Annotated in this window: 15 protein-coding genes and 2 pseudogenes; 8 read left to right on the top strand and 9 right to left on the bottom strand. The window is 57.5% G+C overall.

Translation table 11 applies throughout. The features are described 5' to 3' along the window. Positions 1-17: 17 nt before the first annotated feature. Together K0F88_RS27830 and K0F88_RS27825 are read left to right on the top strand one after the other, a co-directional pair. Positions 18-113, top strand: a pseudogene (locus K0F88_RS27830) (AraC family transcriptional regulator); the annotation flags it as partial. A 406-nt stretch (positions 114-519) separates the two neighbouring features. Then, a complete protein-coding gene (locus tag K0F88_RS27825) occupies positions 520-1,008 on the top strand; it encodes a hypothetical protein (protein WP_219097361.1) in 489 nt (162 codons plus the stop codon). Between the two features lie 77 nt (positions 1,009-1,085). Here K0F88_RS27825 and K0F88_RS27820 read toward each other — a convergent pair whose 3' ends face one another. The 3 genes from K0F88_RS27820 to K0F88_RS27810 all read right to left on the bottom strand — a co-directional run bounded on the left by K0F88_RS27820 (position 1,086) and on the right by K0F88_RS27810 (position 6,452). Beyond that, positions 1,086-3,329: an autotransporter outer membrane beta-barrel domain-containing protein gene (locus tag K0F88_RS27820; protein WP_219097360.1), complete on the bottom strand. Its 2,244-nt coding sequence runs from the start codon at positions 3,327-3,329 to the stop codon at positions 1,086-1,088. A gap of 857 nt (positions 3,330-4,186) precedes the next feature. Beyond that, entirely contained in the window at positions 4,187-5,551 is a 1,365-nt protein-coding gene (locus tag K0F88_RS27815) for a hypothetical protein (RefSeq protein ID WP_219097359.1), read from the bottom strand. Positions 5,552-5,648: 97 nt separating this feature from the next. Further along, a complete protein-coding gene (locus K0F88_RS27810) occupies positions 5,649-6,452 on the bottom strand; it encodes a hypothetical protein (RefSeq protein WP_219097358.1) in 804 nt (267 codons plus the stop codon). A gap of 225 nt (positions 6,453-6,677) precedes the next feature. On the opposite strand from K0F88_RS27810, the gene K0F88_RS27805 reads away from it, so the two are divergent. The 5 genes from K0F88_RS27805 to K0F88_RS27785 all read left to right on the top strand — a co-directional run bounded on the left by K0F88_RS27805 (position 6,678) and on the right by K0F88_RS27785 (position 11,923). Beyond that, a complete protein-coding gene (locus tag K0F88_RS27805) occupies positions 6,678-7,703 on the top strand; it encodes a LacI family DNA-binding transcriptional regulator (protein ID WP_306823156.1) in 1,026 nt (341 codons plus the stop codon). A gap of 117 nt (positions 7,704-7,820) precedes the next feature. Continuing rightward, complete coding sequence (locus K0F88_RS27800) at positions 7,821-8,603, top strand: sugar phosphate isomerase/epimerase (protein ID WP_094467568.1); 783 nt, start codon at positions 7,821-7,823, stop codon at positions 8,601-8,603. Next, on the top strand, positions 8,596-9,576 hold the full coding sequence (locus K0F88_RS27795) for a sugar kinase (RefSeq protein WP_219097357.1): 981 nt from the start codon (positions 8,596-8,598) through the stop codon (positions 9,574-9,576). The genes K0F88_RS27800 and K0F88_RS27795 overlap by 8 nt, the downstream gene beginning before the upstream one ends. Before the next feature lie 45 nt (positions 9,577-9,621). Next, a complete protein-coding gene (locus K0F88_RS27790; RefSeq protein ID WP_219097356.1) occupies positions 9,622-10,920 on the top strand; it encodes an MFS transporter in 1,299 nt (432 codons plus the stop codon). 22 nt (positions 10,921-10,942) lie between these two features. After that, positions 10,943-11,923, top strand: coding sequence for an NAD(P)-dependent oxidoreductase (locus K0F88_RS27785; protein WP_219097355.1), 981 nt, complete (start codon positions 10,943-10,945; stop codon positions 11,921-11,923). 205 nt (positions 11,924-12,128) lie between these two features. On the opposite strand, the gene K0F88_RS27780 is transcribed toward K0F88_RS27785, so the two are convergent. The 4 genes from K0F88_RS27780 to K0F88_RS27765 all read right to left on the bottom strand — a co-directional run bounded on the left by K0F88_RS27780 (position 12,129) and on the right by K0F88_RS27765 (position 17,747). Beyond that, positions 12,129-13,316 (bottom strand): pyridoxal phosphate-dependent aminotransferase, encoded by a 1,188-nt coding sequence (locus tag K0F88_RS27780; RefSeq protein WP_094467572.1) that lies wholly within the window; start codon positions 13,314-13,316, stop codon positions 12,129-12,131. A gap of 43 nt (positions 13,317-13,359) precedes the next feature. Next, complete coding sequence (locus K0F88_RS27775; RefSeq protein ID WP_219097354.1) at positions 13,360-14,985, bottom strand: methyl-accepting chemotaxis protein; 1,626 nt, start codon at positions 14,983-14,985, stop codon at positions 13,360-13,362. Positions 14,986-15,294: 309 nt separating this feature from the next. Next, complete coding sequence (locus tag K0F88_RS27770; protein ID WP_094467574.1) at positions 15,295-16,437, bottom strand: glycerate kinase; 1,143 nt, start codon at positions 16,435-16,437, stop codon at positions 15,295-15,297. A gap of 197 nt (positions 16,438-16,634) precedes the next feature. Beyond that, positions 16,635-17,747 (bottom strand): sugar diacid recognition domain-containing protein, encoded by a 1,113-nt coding sequence (locus K0F88_RS27765; protein ID WP_219097353.1) that lies wholly within the window; start codon positions 17,745-17,747, stop codon positions 16,635-16,637. A gap of 170 nt (positions 17,748-17,917) precedes the next feature. Here K0F88_RS27765 and K0F88_RS27760 point away from each other — a divergent pair, with 170 nt between their 5' ends. Continuing rightward, positions 17,918-19,228, top strand: coding sequence for an MFS transporter (locus tag K0F88_RS27760; protein ID WP_219097352.1), 1,311 nt, complete (start codon positions 17,918-17,920; stop codon positions 19,226-19,228). Positions 19,229-19,412: 184 nt separating this feature from the next. Here the strand turns inward: K0F88_RS27760 and K0F88_RS27755 are convergent, their stop codons facing one another. Beyond that, entirely contained in the window at positions 19,413-19,775 is a 363-nt protein-coding gene (locus K0F88_RS27755; RefSeq protein WP_219097351.1) for a DUF6124 family protein, read from the bottom strand. Positions 19,776-20,206: 431 nt separating this feature from the next. Continuing rightward, positions 20,207-21,394: pseudogene (locus tag K0F88_RS27750) on the bottom strand (hypothetical protein); the annotation flags it as partial.

Raw genomic sequence — 21,394 nt, 5'->3', positions numbered from 1 at the left:
GGTTTAACAGGTGCACCATGACCACTCACAACTGGATCGACCTGACCCAGCACGCCGACACCGGCATCGAGGCCCTACGCGCGCATTTCGAGGGCCACGCTTACGATCCGCATGGCTGAGTTTCGCCACCACCATGGCCAGCGACACCCGGCGGGCTCAGGCCACCAGTGTTGCCTTGGGGTTGGGCGAACCGCTGAATCAGACTTGAGTTTTGTATTTTTACGGTAGTTCTTCGTTGCATGACTGCCTGGGCGCTGCCGGGAACAAGTGTTAATAAAAGGCTCCGTTCAACCATAGTCTCGCAATACTTCAATCGCTCCATGGGTTTATTGCTGGCAGGGTCAACGTGGACCGGACAGTAAAATCTTTCCCACAAGCGCAGGAACAAAATCACATTAAGAGGGACCTGTAAACTGTCATGTTTGACAGTTTACAGGTTGGCTTTTAAGCGCTCTGATATGTCATCCCGGACGCTCTATTGCCAGGATATTTCGAGTCATAATTGCGGAGACAACTTCAATGAACAGTATCAACAACATCACCCGATCCGGTAGCTGCAGTGGAACGATTGGCGAAGGAATCACGTTCAATGCGCACTTGGTAGAGTTGAAGTCACAGACTTTCCCACCACCACACGGCGAGTCTCATGTCATGTTCGCCAGGCAACGTGCACCAGGCCCGGAGTTCACCACAAAAGAAGTGAAGGTTTCAGCCAGGAAAGACTTGGCAAATGGCACTTATACTGTCAGCCCCGACTCCACCGAGGTGCGGGTAACCTTTGTGGACAATACCGTATCGACAGAACCCGTCTTCTACCTGCCGCTAAGCGGTACGATTGACATCAAATTCGATAACATTACAGGTGTTTTCTCTGGAAAACTCAAAGACGTCCTTTTGGAAAATCAAGATGATGACGAAGACAAAACGTTAACGCTCAATCTCGAATTCGATGCAAAAAGCGATATCTCCAGCGCTCGTAAAAACAAAAGCGTCAGACAGGCTGCCTAACAACGTCATGAAAGAAACGCTCAATAAAAAAGGAAGCCTAAGCTTCCTTTTTTATTGAGTCGCCGCCATTTATTTTCTTAAAAACCGTAACGAACACCAATATTCAAACCGATCGGCCGCTCTATGTTTTTCCCTTTACTGTAATCCGCGTCAATGTGCACTTGCAGGCGATCCGTCATGGCGAGAGCCAAACCTGCGGCCATCTCACCTCGAGACCCTGAGAGATCATTATTGAACACATTATCGTTGACCTTGACCTCATTATTTTTGGCGAACTCGTGACCCAGTGCGACCCGTACATAGGGCTGAACTTGCAGACCACCTTCCAGTGCAAAAGTGCGCCCAACTGTCACGCCGGCTTCACCCACCAATGACCGTGTGCGATCTCCATCAGCTTGCATATCGTTGTCCAGAGTGAAACTTCTGCCCTGTATGACCATGCCGGACCACTTTGTGTAGGGCTCGATGAAATAGCCATCAGCCATTTTGATATTCCGCCCAAGTTCGATGGAACCACCCAGCCCGGAATTATCGTAATCACCTTTGGCCCTCTGTCCATCGCTCAAGCCAACCTTGGCCTCGTTGCGGAAGCGGTTTAATTTAAGAACTCCGTCCAGGTAGTAACCACTACCGGCATCAATCCAGGTGAGGTAGGTTCCCAGATAGTTGCTGGTGACGGTACCGGAAGTACCGCCATCGAGGTTCAGGTCGGACGTGCTATGCCCCGCCATCACGCCTATCAACCATTGTCCGTCGCCGAATGGCAGCGGTGCATCGGCACCCAACGTAAAACCTCGTTGGGTTTGCTGATATCCAACACCTGAACCATCGGCTACGTTGTATTTGTTGCCATAGGTGCGGCCCCAGGCACCGCCCTCAGCACCATTGAATCGCAACTCTCCCATGCGCGAACGCAGTGACGTAGCTTCTGCGGACCACACGGTCGATGCCGTGTTGAATAAAGCCAGTACCGAACGCGCGCCTGGGCTGACTGTCCTTGTCGCTGGATCGAGAATCCAGTCGTTGCCGATTTTCGCCAAGCGGTAGGAGAAGGTCCCGAGGTCTACATCCCGAGCCATAAAGAATTGCGCATCGCCGCCCCCTGTTTGCACTACCCTAACCGGTTGACCGGCGGCGGGGTCCACACCAGAACTACTGATGACCAGTTCATGCCGACCGCTCGCCGTTCCCGTCACATTCAGCCGGTCTGTCTGCCCCGTAGCGAAGTCAGTTCCCAACTCGAAGCGACCGTTACCCGCGAGTTGCCCCACATTCAATTGATAAAACTCATTGACGGCGCCGAAACGAACGGTGCCACCGTTTAGCGTCAGATTGTCTATGTGGCCATCGCCCACCAGGACCCATCGAGAAGAGTCATTGATGGTTGCGCGAGAGACATTTTCCAGGTTGCCTGTCAGAACCGAATTGTTCTGTAAGACCAGGTCGGTCGTGCTGCCTGCTTCATTGACGATATTGCCGCTCAATGTACTGTTATTGACAGTAAACGAGGCAGTAGCCCCTCCTCGTACATCCAACAAGGTATCGTTACCTGCCACCAGTCGGGAGTTGTTCAGCATGATCGTCGCAGTCGAAGAGCCTGCATTGGCGAAATCAACCTGAATGGCCGAACCAGTGACGCCTTCGACAGTTGTATTGTTGAGGTTGAGTGTCGCGGGCTGTATGGAGTTTGCGTCAAGCCCGATCGTCACACCGTTTTGCCCCCCTTTGATCGTACTGTCGGTTGCGGCGGCCTGACCGCTGGCCAACCTCAATCCGTAACTGGTGGCACCTGTTCCCTGAATCGTCGAATCAATGACATCCAAACGACTGAAAGCACTCACCAGGGCCCCGCCCGTCACACCGGTTATGTTGCTGTTGCCGCTAACAGTGGCGGTAGACCCCGTCGAGGTACTCACGTCGCGTACTATCTGGAGCCCGACACGATTGCCAGTGATCGTGCTGTTGTCGATGGTGGCCTGACTATTGACTAGTACAACGGCAGCCAGACCGCCAACGCCCGAGACGGTTGCTCCGCTCAGGTTGACTTGAGAGCCGTTGCGGGCTGTGATCTGTTGAGTGATACCTGCATTGACATTGAGTATCGAACTGTCAGTGTTTATGAACAATGCCTGAGCGCCATTGACGTTCAAGGTGGCATTTGAGCTAAGCGACCATTGCTCGGGAACACCTCCGGTAATAGTTGTCGTCCCTCCAACAAGGTTTCCTGCCACGGTTAATGATGAGAATGGCAATAGCATGGAGGTGAACATCAAGCTCCAGCCGATAGGAAAAGGAGGCACAGTGGTTAACTTTCTTTGCATGGTAGACACCTGACATCTAAAAAATCTGGCCACTGCCTCTGCGTATAGAGGCCATGGAAACGAGGGTCGCTAGGCTAGCGTTAAACCAGGCACATCTATGTAGGACTTATCTGTTTTTTAGCGTCGAAAAACCCACCGCCAGATTCTGGCGACAGGTCTCGAATCAACTGAAAGACAATGCGACTAAGACCAGCCCGTCGCATTGTCTGTGGCGAAGGTCATGGAATAGGGTTTACTTCTTCGCAGTACTGCCCCTCGCTATTAGTAAACAGCATGAAATGTTTAGCCTCCGCTGAAGGAGGAGTAGGCGTAGTACCCGATCGGGTAATGGTGTATGTAAGTACACCATATGTCCGATTCGCCGGTTTGAAGTGAGTGTTGTACACACCGATATCGAGGGGAGCCCCCGCATCTGGATACGGGTCAGGCACCGGCAAAGTTGCTGTGGTAGCCGTTCCCGGAACAAGCACCGGTGGAGTGGCATCGGTATATGCAGCATAACTTAACGTGATCGTCTCACCGGTGACCGTGTAATTACTTTTCGGAATGATAACTCTAAGATTACGCCGGGTAGTGCCATCACCAGGCGGTACGAAGTTCAATGTTGAGCAACCGATTCTCCGAAGCGGGCCTGCAAGATTCTGCACCTCAGGTGCGGGAGTCTGGATGGGAAAAGCGGCGACAGGAATATCTTTGGGTACACACTGCGTCGGGTTTGGATTCGATGCCGTATGAAGTACCCAATGTAAAGGTTTGACACCGGCACCTCGATTGAAGATTGTATCCCAAGGAAGCGTTTTCGTAAGTGTCGTATTTTCCTGCCCCGGGGTTAAGGCGATGGTCGTACCTACTTGCACTCAATCATAAAAAATCGTAACCAACCATCCTTCTTCAGTAGGCGGAGTGGCAAACAATTGAATTGAAATCGTTGCATCCTTACCGAAATCGGCTTCTTCCACCTCATCCGTACTGCCCCCTGGGAACGTCAGTACAGGTTTTTCAAGATCAGCGTTCACGGGATCCGGCTCACCCGGGTTAGGGGGGCCGATATAATAAATATTGACGAATGTCGTGTCATCATTCCCGCCCATACGGCGGTTACCTCGAAACATGGCATAACTGAACTCGGTTTCTTCATCGCCATCTGTATTGCCATATACAGTCTTGATGATGGGATATGGAACATCCCAAACCAGCTTTCCATCAACGGCACTACTCACAAGCTTTTCACCCAACTCCACCCCGCCCCAGTAACCCATAAGAGTGTCCGTTGGAACATTCGGGCTGGGCACCGTCGCCTCAAGTGTGACCCCAAGATTACAGTCAGCCAGATCAATCAGATCGTCGTCGGCCAATGGCACCACTGGACGTTCAAATACAGTAGGATCGGCAATTCGCCTTACTTCACGCGAAGCGGGATTCGATATTTTGCTCAAGTGGCCTACAAGATCCCTCACTCTATAGAGAACGGTATTGGAACCCTCCTCGGCATCTTCGAATACCTTGATGGGGATGACAAATTGACGTAAAGCAGGTAACGGAATTTCAAGCACCGGCACATCGCGCCCAGGATCCGGGGCTCTGCCCACCCAGACCAGCAACACGTCGGTGCTGTGATAATTCCCATACGCCGCGGCAGTCAACGTGATTCCGCTCGGGTTGTTGCTTATGTAGGTTTCATCGATAACAGCGGTCGGCGGCAAATCGACTGGAAAGGTGGCCGCTCTTGGAGACAGGTTCGAAGCTGGACTCTTCACTCTATAGGGTGCAGTTCGGTCAATGGCGTATGTAACGATAACCGAATTCCCCTCGTTCACCGCGCCATACCAGTAAACGTATTTAATTTCATACTCAGTAGGGGATTCAGGTGTGGTTTTTTCGACCATCCACGGGGTCATTGGGATTGTCTTGAGCAATGGCCATGTCCTGTCAACAATAGGCCCCAAAGTTTGCATGGGCTCTATATCCGTCCAGGCTGTCGTACCTTTCTCACGGATCTTAAATTCAATCAAATCATCTTGATCCTCAGGCTCCGAAGGTTGCGGAATGGTGTAATTGAGCGGCGCGGACAGCGCCGCCAGCGGGATGCGTAAGTCACCCCCGGGGAGCGTTTGCGCTGTAATCGTGACACCAACGGGATCTGCAAACACGCCTCCCGCACCGAATCGTTTCTGAAGCACAGCTCTTCGGGACAATATGGCTTTATCAACTCTGCTGTTCATCTTGAAATTCTCCTGCCTTCACAATTGACGTAGAACTTATTAAGAAAAAAGAATACGACTTACGACGTTTTACACAGCACGTGTCACTCAACGTTGCTCAAGGCCCACAGGGCAGTTCTTCGCCACTGCGGATTCTGTCGATTTTGACCAGCGCTGTTTTTGACACACCGACCAGCCTGGCCCCACGATATATTTGATAAACAAGGGTGGCTGAAGAGTTTTTTACCATCGGCGCTATATGGATGTCGTAGGGTTCAACTACGAGTGGATATCCTTCTCGAATATCTTTATCGCTCAAAGCTGTGCGCACATTGATCCAGCGTGCGCGAACGAATTGAACGCCACTCGCATTGAGTGAGGAATACCCTCTCCATATGACCTTGCATCTATCGCCAATTTGAAATAGCGTTAGCGGCGGAATAACGACATGTATGCCAGACCATATCGGCGGGTCGGTGTCGCAATTATAATAACCGTCATTATTTCTATATAAAAAACCAGCTTCTTCAAGATCCATCGGTATTGGAGTGTGATCTATTGTCAGTTTGCGGCGAAATGAAAACGATGGATTGTCAGCTGTATCAAGTACTTCATACCACAACTCCCCAACGCCATTATTCACCAGATGCTCTGGACCAATATGAATAACAAATTCAGGCTTCATGTCCGCCGGAGTATAAATATTTTCTATTGCTACAGGTAGTTGTCCGGGTTGCTCAAAACGAACCGTCAAAATGTCCCTTTCCCCCGGTTCCATCGCCGGTTCGTCCCATAAAGGTACGATCACATCAATACCTGTGAGCAGTAATGGAAGTGGGATATAACCCTCTGGATCGACGTCGGGATCATCTACACCTTTAACTTCTGGCGCATTGAACGTCAGGGGTTTGTTGGGCGCCATATCGCAAGTCCTTTGAGGGTCATAATTGTTCGTTGGTAATGAAAGAAATTAAGCGCCGAGTTCAGTGGTGTGGCTACTGTCAGATCTGACAGGTAAAGCTACCGTTCATCGGCTTTTTCCCCACGCACTGAGACTCCACTGGCTTGACGCATCCTCACGAATGGTGTCTTCTGAAACCGGTTTCATAACCAGCCTGCACAAACTCCAACAACAAGGTTGAAAACCGTGAACGACTTCTCCGCCGCCCAGCGCAGCCGCGTCACCATGCTTGACGTCGCCGAACACGCCGGCGTCTCCAAGGCCAGCGTCTCGCGCTTCATCGGCGATGACCGCGCCCTGCTCTCCGATGCCATTGCCTTGCGCATCGAGCAGGCGATTGCCCAACTCGGCTATCGCCCCAACCAGATGGCCCGCGGCCTTAAACGTGGCCGCACTCGCCTGATCGGCATGCTGGTGGCCGATATCCGTAACCCTTATTCGATTGCCGTGATGCACGGGGTGGAAACCTCCTGCCGTCAGCACGGCTACAGCCTGGTGGTGTGCAACACCGATCGCGATGACGAGCAGGAACGCCAGCACCTGGCGTTGCTTCGCTCGTACAACATCGAAGGCTTGATCGTGAACACCCTTGGCCACCACCGCGATGAGTTGCGCGAACTGCATCGGGAGATGCCGATGGTGCTGGTGGATCGCAAGGTCGAGCAGCTTGAAAGTGATCTGGTCGGGCTGGACAACCCGGCCGCTGTGGAAATGGCCATCGCCCACTTGCAGGAACGCGGCTATCGCGACGTGCTGATGGTGACCGAACCGTTTGACGGCACCAGTTCGCGGATTGAGCGGGTCAGTAGTTTCAAGGCACAGATCGGGCAGCGTCCGACGCTGGCCGGCACGGTGGTGGAAACCGGTAGCGAGCTGACTGCGCAGTTGAAAACCTTCCTGGACACCCCCGGCCCGGGTCCCAAAGCGTTGTTCTGTGCCAACGGCATTGCGGCGTTGGCCGCCACCCATGCGTTGCGTGAGTTGCAGTGCGATCTGTTCGAGGATGTCGGGCTGATCGCTTTGGATGATCTGGATTGGTATCCGCTGGTGGGCAGCGGGATAACGGCGCTTGCCCAGCCGACGGCAGAGATTGGCGCAAACGCGTTTGAGTGTTTACTCAAGCGGTTGCGCGGGGACGACGGCCCGGTGCGGACGATGGATTTTTCGGCGCGGTTGGTTGTGCGAGGGTCGACCCTGGGGGATTTGCGGTGAATCTGCGGGCATCTTCGCGATTCGACTTGCCCGCGATGGGGCCTTCAAGAACACCCCATCACTCAAGCAGTCCTTTTTTTTGAACAAAAATGAAACCGGTTTCAGAGGTGCAAAACAATGAATAAACCACCCGTTTCCATCAGCCTGTCGAGCTACGGCGCCGATCTGGTCCGCCAACGCGGCCAAGGCAGTTTTATCGAGGTATTGGCCGCTGCCGGCGCCACACGAATTGAATGGCGCGAAGAGTTGCTGACCGATGAAAACCCGCTGCAACTGGCCGACGCCACCCAGGCACAAGGCCTGGAAAGCATCTATTCCTCGCCGATGGAACTGTGGCTGGCCGGTCAGTCGAAACCCAATCCTGAACTGCTCACCACCCTCCAGCGCGCTGAAACCTTCGGCGCCAAATGGCTGAAAGTTTCTTTGGGCTACTTCACTGACAACAACGATCTACAAACCTTGAGCCGGATCCTCGCGCAAAGCCCGGTGCAGCTGCTGGTGGAAAACGACCAGACCCTGCACGGCGGTCGTATCGAGCCGTTCCAACGCTTCTTCGGCGAGGTCGAGCAACACCGACTGCCGATCAAGATGACCTTCGACATCGGCAACTGGCAATGGCAGGACCAGTCCGCCATCAATGCTGCGCGGTTGCTCGGTCGGCATGTCGGCTACGTGCATTGCAAAGCCGTTGCGCGCCGGGCCGACGGCAAACTGGTCGCCATCCCGCCAGCGGCCAGCGATGTGCACCTGTGGGAACAACTGTTGCGCCACATGGCCCAAGGCGTTATGCGCGCGGCGGAATATCCGTTGCAAGGCGATGATCTGGTGCAACTGACCACCGACCACGTCGCCACCCTCGCCCGCCTCGGTCAATCCCGCCTGGAGAGTGCCCATGTCTGAGTTCGATATCCTCTCGTTCGGCGAAACCATGGCCATGTTCGTTGCCGAGCAGAACGGTGATCTGGCGGCCGTCAGCCAATTCCACAAGCACATTGCCGGAGCGGACAGCAACGTCGCGATCGGCCTGTCGCGGCTGGGGTTCAACGTGGCGTGGCTGAGCCGGGTCGGTGCCGATTCGCTGGGGCGGTTTGTCGTCGATACATTGGAAAAAGAAGGCCTGGATTGCAGCCATGTCGCCATCGACCCGGCGCATCCGACCGGGTTTCAGCTCAAGTCCCGTACCGACGATGGCAGCGATCCGGCGGTCGAGTATTTCCGTCGCGGTTCGGCGGCCAGTCATTTGTCGGTGCAGTCGATCTCCCCGTCGTTGCTCAACGCGCGACATTTGCACGCTACCGGCATTCCTCCGGCGCTGTCTGCGTCGGCCCGGGAAATGTCCTTCGAGTTGATGACCCGCATGCGTAATGCCGGGCGCAGCGTGTCCTTCGACCCGAACCTGCGCCCGAGCCTGTGGGCCAGTGAGCAACTGATGATCCGCGAGATCAACCGCCTCGCCGCCCTCGCCCATTGGGTGTTGCCGGGGTTGAGTGAGGGCCGTTTGCTGACCGGATTTGAAGACCCGGAGGACATTGCGGCGTTTTATCTCGATCAAGGTGCAGAAGCGGTGGCAATCAAGCTCGGGCCGCATGGCGCGTACTACCGCACGCAACAGGATCAGGGGTTTGTCGCGGGTGTGCCGGTGGCAACGGTGGTCGATACCGTCGGCGCCGGTGATGGCTTTGCCGTCGGAATGATCAGCGCCTTGCTCGAAAACCTCAGCTTCGCCGATGCCGTGCAGCGGGCCAACTGGATTGGCAGCCGTGCGGTGCAGAGTCGGGGGGATATGGAGGGGTTGCCGACCCGATCCGAGCTGTTCGCAGAGTTTGACGCCTCCAATCGCGAGCAGGCCCGCACAGTCACTGAAGATTTCTAACCCGTTACCTGCTGCGACAAAAACAACAAGCTCAGGAGCACCACCATGAAAACCGCCTCACTCGCCACCCGCCGCTGGTGGTACATCATGCCCATCGTTTTCATCACCTACAGCCTGGCGTATCTGGACCGCGCCAATTACGGCTTCGCTGCCGCCTCCGGGATGGCCGCCGACCTGATGATCACGCCCGGTCTGTCTTCAATGCTCGGCGCGCTGTTTTTCCTCGGTTACTTTTTCTTTCAGGTACCCGGCGCGATCTATGCGCAGAAGCACAGCGTGAAGAAGCTTATTTTCGTCAGCCTGATTCTCTGGGGCGGCTTGGCCACACTGACTGGCATCGTGTCCAACGCGTATTGGCTGATCGTGATTCGCTTCATGCTCGGCGTGGTCGAAGCTGCGGTGATGCCGGCAATGCTGGTGTACCTGTGCCACTGGTTCACCCGTGCCGAACGCTCGCGGGCCAACACCTTTTTGATCCTTGGCAACCCGGTGACCATGCTGTGGATGTCGGTGGTGTCAGGTTATCTGGTGCAGCATTACAGCTGGCGCTGGATGTTCATCATCGAAGGGTTGCCGGCGGTGCTCTGGGCGTTTATCTGGTGGCGTCTGGCCGATGACCGTCCGGCCCAGGCCAAGTGGCTGACCGACCAAGAGAAGCACGACCTGGAAAGCGCCCTCGCCGCCGAACAGGTCGGTATCAAAGCAGTGAAGAACTACGCCGAAGCCTTCCGCTCGCCGAAAGTGATCATCCTTGCGCTGCAGTTTTTCTGCTGGAGCATTGGTGTCTACGGTTTCGTGTTGTGGCTGCCGTCGATCCTCAAGGCCGGCGCGCAGATGGACATGATCGAAGCCGGCTGGCTCTCGGCGCTGCCGTACCTGGCGGCGGTGATCGGCATGCTGTTGGTGTCTTGGGGCTCGGACAAATTGCAGAAGCGCAAACGTTTCGTCTGGCCGCCGCTGTTGATTGCCTCGATGGCGTTCTACGGTTCCTACGCCTTGGGCGCCGAGCATTTCTGGTGGTCCTACACCCTGCTGGTGATCGCCGGTGCCTGCATGTATGCGCCGTATGGACCGTTTTTCGCCATCGTTCCGGAAATCCTCCCGGCCAACGTTGCCGGCGGGGCCATGGCGCTGATCAACAGCATGGGCGCGCTGGGATCGTTTGGCGGTTCCTATCTGGTCGGCTACCTGAACAGCTCCACTGGCTCGCCCGGCGCTTCTTACTTGCTGATGAGCGGCGCGTTGATGCTCTCGGTGGTGCTGACGATTTTCCTCAAGCCCGGCGCCAGTGACCGGGTTGTGGCCAAAGCCGCTGCACCACAGCCAGTGACGGCTCACCCTTGAATTTGAAGTTGAGATGATGACGATGAAAAAGCAGGTCGTGCTGTACAAGAAACTCTCGCCGCTGTTGATGGCTCGCCTGCATGAGCACACCGACGTGACACTGATCGACAACCTCAACCCGGAGGGCATCGAACAACTGCGCGCCGCCCTGCCCCGTGCCCATGGTCTACTCGGCGCCAGTCTGAAACTGGATGCACAATTACTGGACCTGGCGCCCGATCTTGAAGCCATCGCCAGTGTCTCGGTGGGCGTCGACAACTACGACATCGACTACCTGACCGAGCGGCGCATCCTGCTCAGCAACACGCCGGACGTGCTGACGGAAACCACGGCGGACACGGGGTTTGCGCTGATTCTGGCGACGGCCCGGCGGGTGGTGGAACTGGCGAACATGGTCCGTGCCGGTCAGTGGAACCGCAATATCGGCCCGGTGCATTTCGGCACCGACGTCCACGGCAAAACGCTGGGCATCATCGGCATGGGGCGCATCGGCGAGGCGTTGGCCCAGCGCGGCCATTTCGGCTTTGGCATGCCGGTGATCTATCACAGCCACTCGCCGAAACCGGCGGTTGAACAACGCTTTGATGCTCAGTACCGCAGCCTGACTGAACTGTTGCAACAGGCCGATTTCATTTGCCTGACCTTGCCGCTCACGGCTGAAACCGAAGGGTTGATCGGCGCTGAGGAGTTTGCCTTGATGCGCCCCGAGAGCATTTTCATCAACATTTCCCGGGGTAAGGTGGTGGATGAAGCGGCGCTGATCGAGGCGTTGCGCACCGGGCAGATTCGCGCGGCGGGGCTGGATGTGTTTGAGCGTGAACCGCTGAATGTTGATTCGCCATTGTTGACGTTAAACAACGTGGTGGCGACGCCGCACATAGGGTCGGCGACGCATGAGACGCGCGAGGCGATGGCCGAATGTGCGGTGGAGAATCTGCTGATGGCGTTGGCTGGGGAACGGCCGAAGAATCTGGTGAATGTCGGGGTGTGGTCCAGGGCGTAAGGATTTCGGCGTCTGTTAGTCAGTCTTCGCGGGCAAGCCCGCTCCCACAGGGTTCTGTGAACACCGCAGATCTGATGCTGGTTTTAGGGATTGGGTGTCTGTCAGTCAGCCTTCGCGAGCAGGCTCGCACAGCTTTTGTGAACGGCACAGCTCCCTGTGGGAGCGGGCTTGCCCGCTAAGATGCCGGCACTCACACACAAAACTGTCAGGCGCGGCGCGCTTCCAGAAGATCCGCCGCACACAAGGCAATCCGCCGACACGCATCCGCCAGTTTCACTTGATCCACCACCAACCCGATGCGGATATGCCCCGCCGCACTCGGCCCGAACGCCTCCCCGGCCAGTACCGAGACGCCATACCCTTCCAGCAAACGCTCGGCGAATCCCTGGGCGCACAACCCGGTCGGCCGTACATCCACCATCACAAACATCCCGCCGTCCGGCCGGATCGGGCGAATGCCCGGGCAACCACTCAACCGCGCGCACACCAGATCACGACGTTGGCGATATTCCTCGCGCATCAGCGCCACGTCCGGCAGGTCTTCATCCAGCGCTACTTGCGCGGCTTTCTGCACAAAATCCGGAATGCCGAACAGCATGCACAACGACAAATGCACCAGGTGTTCGGCCAACATTTTCGGGCCGATTGACCACCCCACGCGCCAGCCGCTCATGGCGTGGGACTTGGACAGGCTGTTGACCGTCGCGGTGCGTTCAGCCATGCCCGGCAGGCTCGCCGGACTGATGTGTTCGCCCTCGAACAACAGATCGCTGTAGACCTCGTCACTGATCAGCCACAGATCATGGCGCACGCACAATGCCGCCAGCGCTTGCCAGGTCTTCAAGGACAGGCTTGCACCCGACGGATTATTTGGACTGTTGAGCAACAGCACGCGGGTCTTCGGCGTAATCAGCGCCGCGACATCCGCCGGGTCAACGCGAAAGCCGTTCTCCGGCCGCACTGCCACCGGCACCACCTTGGCCGCGCAAGCGCCGAACACGCCTTCATAGGTCACGTACATCGGTTCGGCGACGATCACCTCATCGCCGGGATCGAGCAGGCATTGCGCGACCGAATACACCGCACACTGCGCACCCGGAAACACGATCACATGATCGGCGTCCACCGCCTGACCACTGCGCTGTCGATGGCGCCGCGCAATGCTGCTGCGCAATCCGCGACTGCCGCGCACCTCCGGGTAATGCGTGTCGCCGGCCCGCAAACTGTCGATGGCCGCCTGCACGATGGGCAGCGGCGTATCGAAATCAGGATCGCCGATCGACAGCAGCAGCACATCGACACCCTGTTCGCGCAGTTCCAGCGCTCGGTCATGAATCTGCCAGGCTGCCGCTCCATCGCCGGCGATTCGTTGCGTCAAGGCTGAATAGCGCATGTGTTTCTCCTGTCGCGCGCGGACTCCCAGTCTCAACCCTATCTCAAATCACGAAACGCGCCACCATCGCATTCAAATCGACCGCCAGGCGTGACAGTTCATGGGTGGCGGCGCTGGTCTGATTGGCACCCGCGGCGGACTGGGTGGCGAGGTCGCGGATGTTCACCAGGTTGCGGTCGACTTCACGGGACACCTGGGCTTGCTCTTCCGACGCGCTGGCAATCACCAGGTTGCGTTCGTTAATCAAGTGGATCGACTGGGTAATTTGTTCCAGCGCCACGCCAGCGGCGCGGGCCATCTCCAGCGTGCTCTGGGTGCGCTGATTGCTTTGCTGCATCGACGAGACGGCTTCGCCCGTGCCGTTCTGGATGCCAGCGACCATTTTTTCGATTTCCTGGGTCGATTGCGCAGTGCGATGGGCCAGGGCCCGGACTTCGTCGGCGACCACAGCAAAACCGCGTCCGGCTTCACCGGCCCGGGCCGCTTCAATGGCAGCGTTGAGCGCCAGCAGGTTGGTTTGTTCGGCGATGGCGCGGATCACGTCCAGCACTTTGCCGATGTCGCGACCCTGTGCGGCCAGTCCTTCGATCATCAACGAAGTGTTTTGCACGTCGTGGGTCATGGTCTGGATCGCATCAACGGTTTCCACCACACGGTCGCGGCCTTCGCGGGCGGCCTGGGTCGACTGACTCGAGGCTTCGGAGGTGGACACGGCGTTGCGCGCGACTTCTTCCACCGCAGCGGTCATTTCGTTGACCGCCGTGGCGGCTTGTTCGATTTCGTTGTTCTGTTGTTGCAGGCCGCGCGACGCTTCCTGGGTCACGGTGCTGAGTTCTTCTGCGGCAGCGCCCAGTTGCGTGGCGGAACCGGCGATCTGTTCGATGGTTTTGCGCAGGTTGTCTTGCATGACGGACAAGGCACCGAGCAAGCGCGCCGGTTCGTCCTTGCCGTCGATCTCGATGGCTTTGGTCAGGTTGCCACCGGCAATGGTTTCCGCCGCCTGCACCGCGCGATTGAGCGGCGTGACGATGCTGCGGGTCAGCAGCCAGGCCAGCAGCACGGTCAGGAGCGATGCCACCACCGACACCAGAATGATGCCGTTCACGGCGGTGTTGTAGTTTTCTTCAGCCAGCACGCCGGCCGCTTTGGCGCCATCCTGGTTGTACGCCACCAGCTTATTCAGCTGCTCGCCCATCAGGTCGGTGCCGTCCTTGATCCGCGTATTGATCAAGGTGCGCATCTCATCCACCTTGTTCTGGCGCGACAGGTCCATCATGTCGCGCTGAGCTTGCATGTAATTGTCCAGCGTCGCGCTGAAGACTTTATACAGCGCTGCTTCATCCGGGCCCGCCGGCAACTCGGCATAGCTGGCCTGGGCTTTGCGCGCCTTGTCGGTGAGCACTGCAATGCGAGTTTCAGCTTCCTGCAGACTGGCCGGCTCGCGGTTGACCAGAATGCGGAACGACAAGATGCGCATGCGCAGAATGTTTTCAGTGACATTGCCCAAAAAGCCGACGCTGGGCAGTTGGGTACTGGCCATGTCGATCGAGGACTGGCGGATGATCGACATGCGATTCACCGCAAACACACCCAGCACGATGACGAGCAAGGCAATGAAGGCAAACCCCAGGAAGGCTCGAGGTGCGATATTCAGATTACGCAGGGACATAGGACGATACTCGGGTGATTGAGTCGGCGAGCGTCCTTGCGGTGATGGCTGAGTGGCGGGCGTGAGGCGCACGGGTCAGCGTGGCGCCACTGTTGTAATAGGTTTGTGTGCGCCTATTGGGTGTATCGGCTGGGGATGAGGATTTTCGCGGGGATTCGAGAAAAATATTTTTATTGAAGTAGCAGGTGTTTCAACATTGAAACACCAATCCCCGTAGCAGCTGTCGAGCCTGCGAGGCTGCGTCCGGATGCGGCCCAACTCGAACGCAGCCTCGCAGGCTCGACAGCTGCTACAGGAATGGATTGATCTTCAGTATTTGCGAGCGGCCATTCGCCAGACCCGCGCAATATCACTGGCCCGATCACGCAACAACCGCGGTGCCTCGGTACAGGCCTGCTCAAGCGTCATCGGTCCGCTGGCCAAGGCAAACGCGGCATCGATGCCATGTTCATACAGATCCTGATAACCCTCGCCCAAGGTCCCCGCGATCACAATCACCGGAACGCCCTGCTCCCGGGCAATGCGCGCCACGCCGAACGGCGTCTTGCCGCGCAAGGTCTGTGCATCGAAACGCCCTTCGCCAGTGATGACCAGGTCGGCGCCTTTCACGGCTTCAGCCAGCCCGACCAACTCGGCGACGACGTCCACGCCGGCCTTGAATTGCGCCTCCAGAAAAGCCTTCGCCGCGAACCCCAAACCGCCCGCAGCGCCGCTGCCCGGTTCATCCTTGACGTCTTTGCCCAAGGCCTTGGCGCACAGCTCGGCGAAGTGCCCGAGAGCAGCGTCCAATTGCCGGACTTGCTCGGGCGATGCCCCTTTCTGCGGTCCAAAAATCGCGGAAGCGCCGTGCGGACCGCACAGGGGGTTGTTGACGTCGGCCGCGATGTCGAAGCGCACGTCGGCCAGGCGCGGATCGATTGCACTCAGATCGATGTAAGCCAGTTGCGCCAACGCGAGACCACCCGGGGCCAGCGCTTGCCCTTGTGCGTCCAGCAACTTCACACCCAGCGCCTGCATCGCCCCGGCACCGCCATCGTTGGTGGCGCTGCCGCCGATGGCGAGGATCACCCGTTGCGCCCCGGCATCCAGCGCGGCACGGATCAGTTCACCGGTGCCAAACGTGCTGCTGACGCACGCATCGCGTTGCCCCGGCGGCACCAGTTGCAGGCCACTGGCTTCGGCCATTTCGATGATCGCGGTGTGGGTGTGCGGCAACCAGCCCCAGGCCGCATCGACGGTGATGCCGAGCGGTCCGCGAACAGGCGTCCTGCGCAATTGACCCTCGCACGCCGCCAGAATCGATTCGACCGTGCCTTCGCCGCCGTCGGCCATCGGGCATTTGACCAGTTGCGCATCAGGCCAGACCTGCGCCAGACCGAGGGCGATGGCGTCGGCCACACCTTGGGCACTCAGGCTGTCCTTGAATGAATCGGGGGCGATGACGATTTTCATGCGAATTCTCCAGTTCCAATGCGTTCCATGCTGCCAGCAGCCCTGCACAATAACGCCGGTCCGCTGCACAAGCGGGGGTGGCGTTTATTGTTCATTTCTACAAAACCTCCCGACCTGCACACTTGTTGTAGCAGCTGACGTTGTGGCGAGGGGGCTTGCCCCCTCGCCACAACGTCAGCTGCTACGGGATAGGGGCTTCAGTCGGTTTGCGGGAGGAGTTGGACGCCAAGATACAGCGCGAGCATGCCGTCCAGTTTCAGCGGATCAACCCCGCTCAACTCGGCAATCCGTTCCATTCGATAGCGCAAACTGTTGCGATGAATCCCCAGCGCATCCGCACATGCCTGACTCTGCCCGTCGTGCTCGCACCAGCTGCGTAAAGTCGCCAGCAGTTGGCCGTTGCCGTCCTTGGCGATGACTTTGCGCAGTGGCTTGAGCAGCTCATCCAGCGCGTCATCGTTGCGATGTCGCCACAGCATCACCGGCAGCCGATAACGGTGGAGCGTCAGCAAACGCGAACGCGGCAACACATCGCGCCCATACGCCAGCAAGTCGCCGACCCGTCGATAACAACGTCGCAGCCCGGACAACCCATCCGCCTGCCCACCCACGGCAATGCGCAAAATGTTCCAGCCCAGGCCGTCGAGTTTTTCCAGCAGCCGTTCATTCTCGATCACCTGACTCGCCGGCCGGCACCACAGCAACGAAGACTTCGCCGAGCTTACGCACCAACTGTCCGGGTAGCGCGAGGTCAGCCAGGCACTGAGCGCATCCACTGTCTGCCCGGGGCCGTGTTCCATGCCCAACTCGAACAGATAAGGCACCCGCGTCATTTGCGGTTTCAGACCCAATTGCTGCGCTTCATCCAGCAAGCGCGGCGAATCCCCCGCCTCACTCAGCAGCAATGCCAGCAGATCATCGCAACGCTGACGCCGCCATTGCTGCTCAGCCTGCTGATTACGCTGGCCCACCAACATCTCGGCGGTCATCCGCACCAGCTCGGCATAGGTGCGCAGTTGCTCGGGTTCACCGGTAATCCCCAGCACACCGATCAAGCGCTGATCGAGCAGTAACGGCAAGTTGATCCCCGGCTGCACGCCTTTGAGATGAATCGCCGTTTGCGCATCGATCTCCACCACCCGACCGTTGGCCAACACCAATTGCGCGCCTTCATGGCGTGTGTTGATACGCTCCGGTTCGCCGCTGCCGAGAATCAATCCCTGGCTGTCCATGACGTTGACGTTGTACGGCAGGATGGCCATCGCCCGGTCGACGATGTCCTGGGCCAGGTCGTGATCGAGTTCGAACATATCGGGATCCTTGAAAGCGTGATGGGACGGGGTTGTTCACCCGCACAGGGCTGGGTTGCAAACCCTGTGCTCAAGCACAAAGACAGCCACCCCGAGGGTGGCCGAGACTCTCTGGGCGATCAACGTTACCCTGCGCATCGCAAAAAATCATAATAAAGAGAGAGCCCGCCATGTCACAGAGCGCCGCCGCAACCCAGGCCATCGTTGACGACAAGAACGCCGTCTACAAACGCATTACCCTGCGTTTGATCCCCTTCATCTTCATCTGCTACCTGTTCAACTACCTCGACCGGGTCAACGTTGGATTCGCCAAACTGCAGATGCTCGACGCGCTGAAATTCAGCGAAACCGTGTACGGCCTCGGGGCCGGGATCTTCTTTATCGGCTACGTGCTGTGCGGCGTGCCGAGCAACCTGGCGCTGACCAAATTCGGCCCACGGCGCTGGATCGCGCTGATGATGATCGTCTGGGGCACGCTCTCGACCTGCCTGCTGTTCGTCACCACCCCGACCGAGTTCTACACCTTGCGCCTGTTCACCGGCGCGGCCGAAGCCGGGTTCTTCCCGGGCGTGGTGCTGTATCTCTCGCAGTGGTTCCCGACCTTCCGCCGCGGCCGCATCATGGCGCTGTTCATGTCGGCAATCCCGGTGTCCGGCCTGCTCGGCAGCCCGTTCTCCGGCTGGATCCTCAACCACTTCGCCGCGGGCCAGGGCGGTTTGGCGGGCTGGCAGTGGATGTTCCTGCTGCAAGGCATCCCGACCGTGATCCTCGGCGCCCTCGCCTATTTCCTGCTGAGTGACAGTTACGCCAATGCCAAGTGGCTCACGCCGTTCGAGCGCTCGGTGCTGGAAGCCGACCACGCCGAGGACTTGGCCAACAAACCGAGAACCTCCACCGACTCGCTGCTGGCCGTGTTCAAGAACCCGGCGATCTGGGCGTTCGGCCTGATCTACTTCTGCATCCAGAGCGGCGTCTACGCGATCAACTTCTGGCTGCCGTCGATCATCAAGAACCTGGGCTTCAGCGATAACCTGGTGATTGGTTGGTTGAGCGCGATTCCGTACCTGCTGGCGGCGCTGTTCATGCTGATGGTCGGCCGCTCGGCGGACTTGCGCAAAGAACGTCGCTGGCACTTGGTGGTGCCAATGCTGATGGGCGCGGTGGGCTTGCTGATTGCCGTGAACTTCGCGACGACCCCGGCCATTGCAATCCTCGGCCTGACCATCGCCACCATGGGCGCACTGACCGGCCTGCCGATGTTCTGGCCGGTGCCGACAGCGATGTTGAGCGCGGGCGCGGCGGCGGGTGGTTTGGCGTTGATCAACTCCATGGGACAGATGGCGGGTTTCCTGAGCCCGTACCTGGTGGGTTGGGTCAAGGACAGCACCGGCTCGACCGATGCGGCGCTGTATCTGCTGGCGGGCGTGATTGTGTGCGGGAGCATGTTGGCCCTGCGCATGACGCGGACGTTACGGGTGTAAGGCATCACCGAACGAACGAGTTCTCCAACAAAAAACGGCCCTTTCGGGCCGTTTCTTATGTCTCCTGTGCAGACACACTACTATTGTGGTCAGTCCGGCTTTTGTGGCGAGGGGGCTTGTCGGAACGCCGCATCGCCACAAGTAAGTGCACCTGCTGAGGTAAGTGCCCTCTTCAGAATCCGCGCTAACCCTGCGGGACGACGTTATCCAACACCCGGTTCGCCGTGATCTCCGCCATCATGATGCTGTTCGAAATACCCAAAAGCGCATAACGCGACTCCCCCTCCAGATGATCCACCAACTGATGAACCATCACATCGACCGAGGCCAGCGTCTCGACCAGATACACCGCCAGGGTTTCGGTCGTGGCCTCGGAATCTACGGAAAACAAAGTGCTGCGCGTTCGGGGGGTGGCTTTGATGTCGGCATTGGATGGGAAGTGAAAGTCGAGCGCGCGCTCGGCGGCTTCGTCGAGCTTTTTTGAATCGGTGGATTCATAGGGGGAAACGTCGTCCGTTTCTGGTGGGTTTGGTGTTGGTTTGAACATAGATGAAACTCCTCGTGCTACCAAAAAAGGAGCCATCACCCTCGCTACCAAACGAAGGTGGTGGCCATACGCAGGTTGGTAGACCGGGCACAAGGAAACCGGCGCGTCCGAAAACGCCCTGTGCATGACCACCATAAAACTGAGACGAAAAGCCGCCTCAATTGATGGTGCGTTGCACCCTTGTGAAAAACCGGGCTACCAAACCCGATCGCTGTTGTTCAGCGACCGGGAAACGATAAAACCCAGGCCCAAGGCGCACAAGCCGGCGGATTCTGGCGCAGCCGTAGGCAACGGCGCAAGGTTGTGTAGCCTGAGAGAGTGTCTGGAGATGTCTGTTAAACGTCGCTGTTTAACTGACAAATAAATACGTCCCCTTTTCCTTTCTATAATTCACTGGTGCTGCCGTGTGTTTAATATGTCAACCTTGTGCGCTACAACGTAAAAGAAAACGTATCCACAAAACAATATTCTTTACGGAAAATCAGCTCAATTCGCTTAATCCCGGAAAACGTAAAAGTGCTCTTTTTAACCGATTGAGAGGACTCTAAAGCTTCCTCGCCCAAAACCTCACCTCCTACCCCATAGATAACGGCAGTACATTGCGCCACCCAGTGCCAAAAGCTGACTTGAGAAACTGGAGCTTTGAGTTCCAGTCTGACTCTTGCATTTAGACCTTGTATACATTGCCCTTCCAACTTCCCTGGGAGTGAATCGTTGGGAAATCGTTCAATCAATGCATAGCTGTCAGCTTGCACAACGCTGAGAAAAATTGCAGGCGTTTCTAAAGGAGTTCCATTTATAGGGATGAAGTCAGAGGCCAGGCTTTGAAAGTCCTCAAAGTCAATAAATGGTTTAATTTCAAATGTTCGTGCAGCTGACGTTGGCTCACTTCCGTACAACGCCTTCGCGGTAAAACTGTGCGGCCCCAAGGCCAGGCCGGTGTCGGTCAAGGTCCAGATTCCCGTCGTCGTATCGGCGGTGGATTGACCCTTCGGTGTAATACCGTCGAGTACCTGGACCTTCTGGCCTTTGCTGGCCGTGCCGGTCAGCGTCACACTGGTCTCGAACGTTGTACCGCCATTGTGGATTTCGACCCTGCTTGTCGAGCCTTTGACCGAGGAAAGAGTCGGTGCAATCAGTGCCGTCACGGTCAAGGTGCGTGCCCAGGAGCTTTGCCCCGAACCGTACAACGCCTTGGCGGTAAAACTGTGAGCCGCCACGCTCAACCCGGACACCAGCAACGTCCAGATCCCCGTGACCAGATCCGCGGTCGCTTGACCTTTGGAAACGGCGCCATCGAACACTTCGACTTTCTGACCTTTGCTGGCCGTGCCGGTGAACGTCACGGCGGTTTCAGGAGTCACGCCGCCGTGGGGGATTTCGACCCCACTCGGGGAGCCTTTCGCCGCACTGATGGTCGGTACGATCACCGCCGTCACGGTCAAGGTGCGTGGCGCGGAGCTCTGACCCGAACCGTACAACGCCTTGGCGGTAAAACTGTGAGCCGCCACACTCAACCCGGATACCAGCAAGGTCCAGATCCCCGTGGCCAGATCCGCGGTCGCCTGTCCTTTGGAAACGGCGCCATCGAACACTTCGACTTTCTGACCTTTGCTGGC

The organism is Pseudomonas sp. UMAB-40 (assembly GCF_900095275.1).
GTDB lineage: Bacteria > Pseudomonadota > Gammaproteobacteria > Pseudomonadales > Pseudomonadaceae > Aquipseudomonas > Aquipseudomonas mandelii_B.
This window is presented reverse-complemented; position numbering and strand designations above follow the sequence as displayed.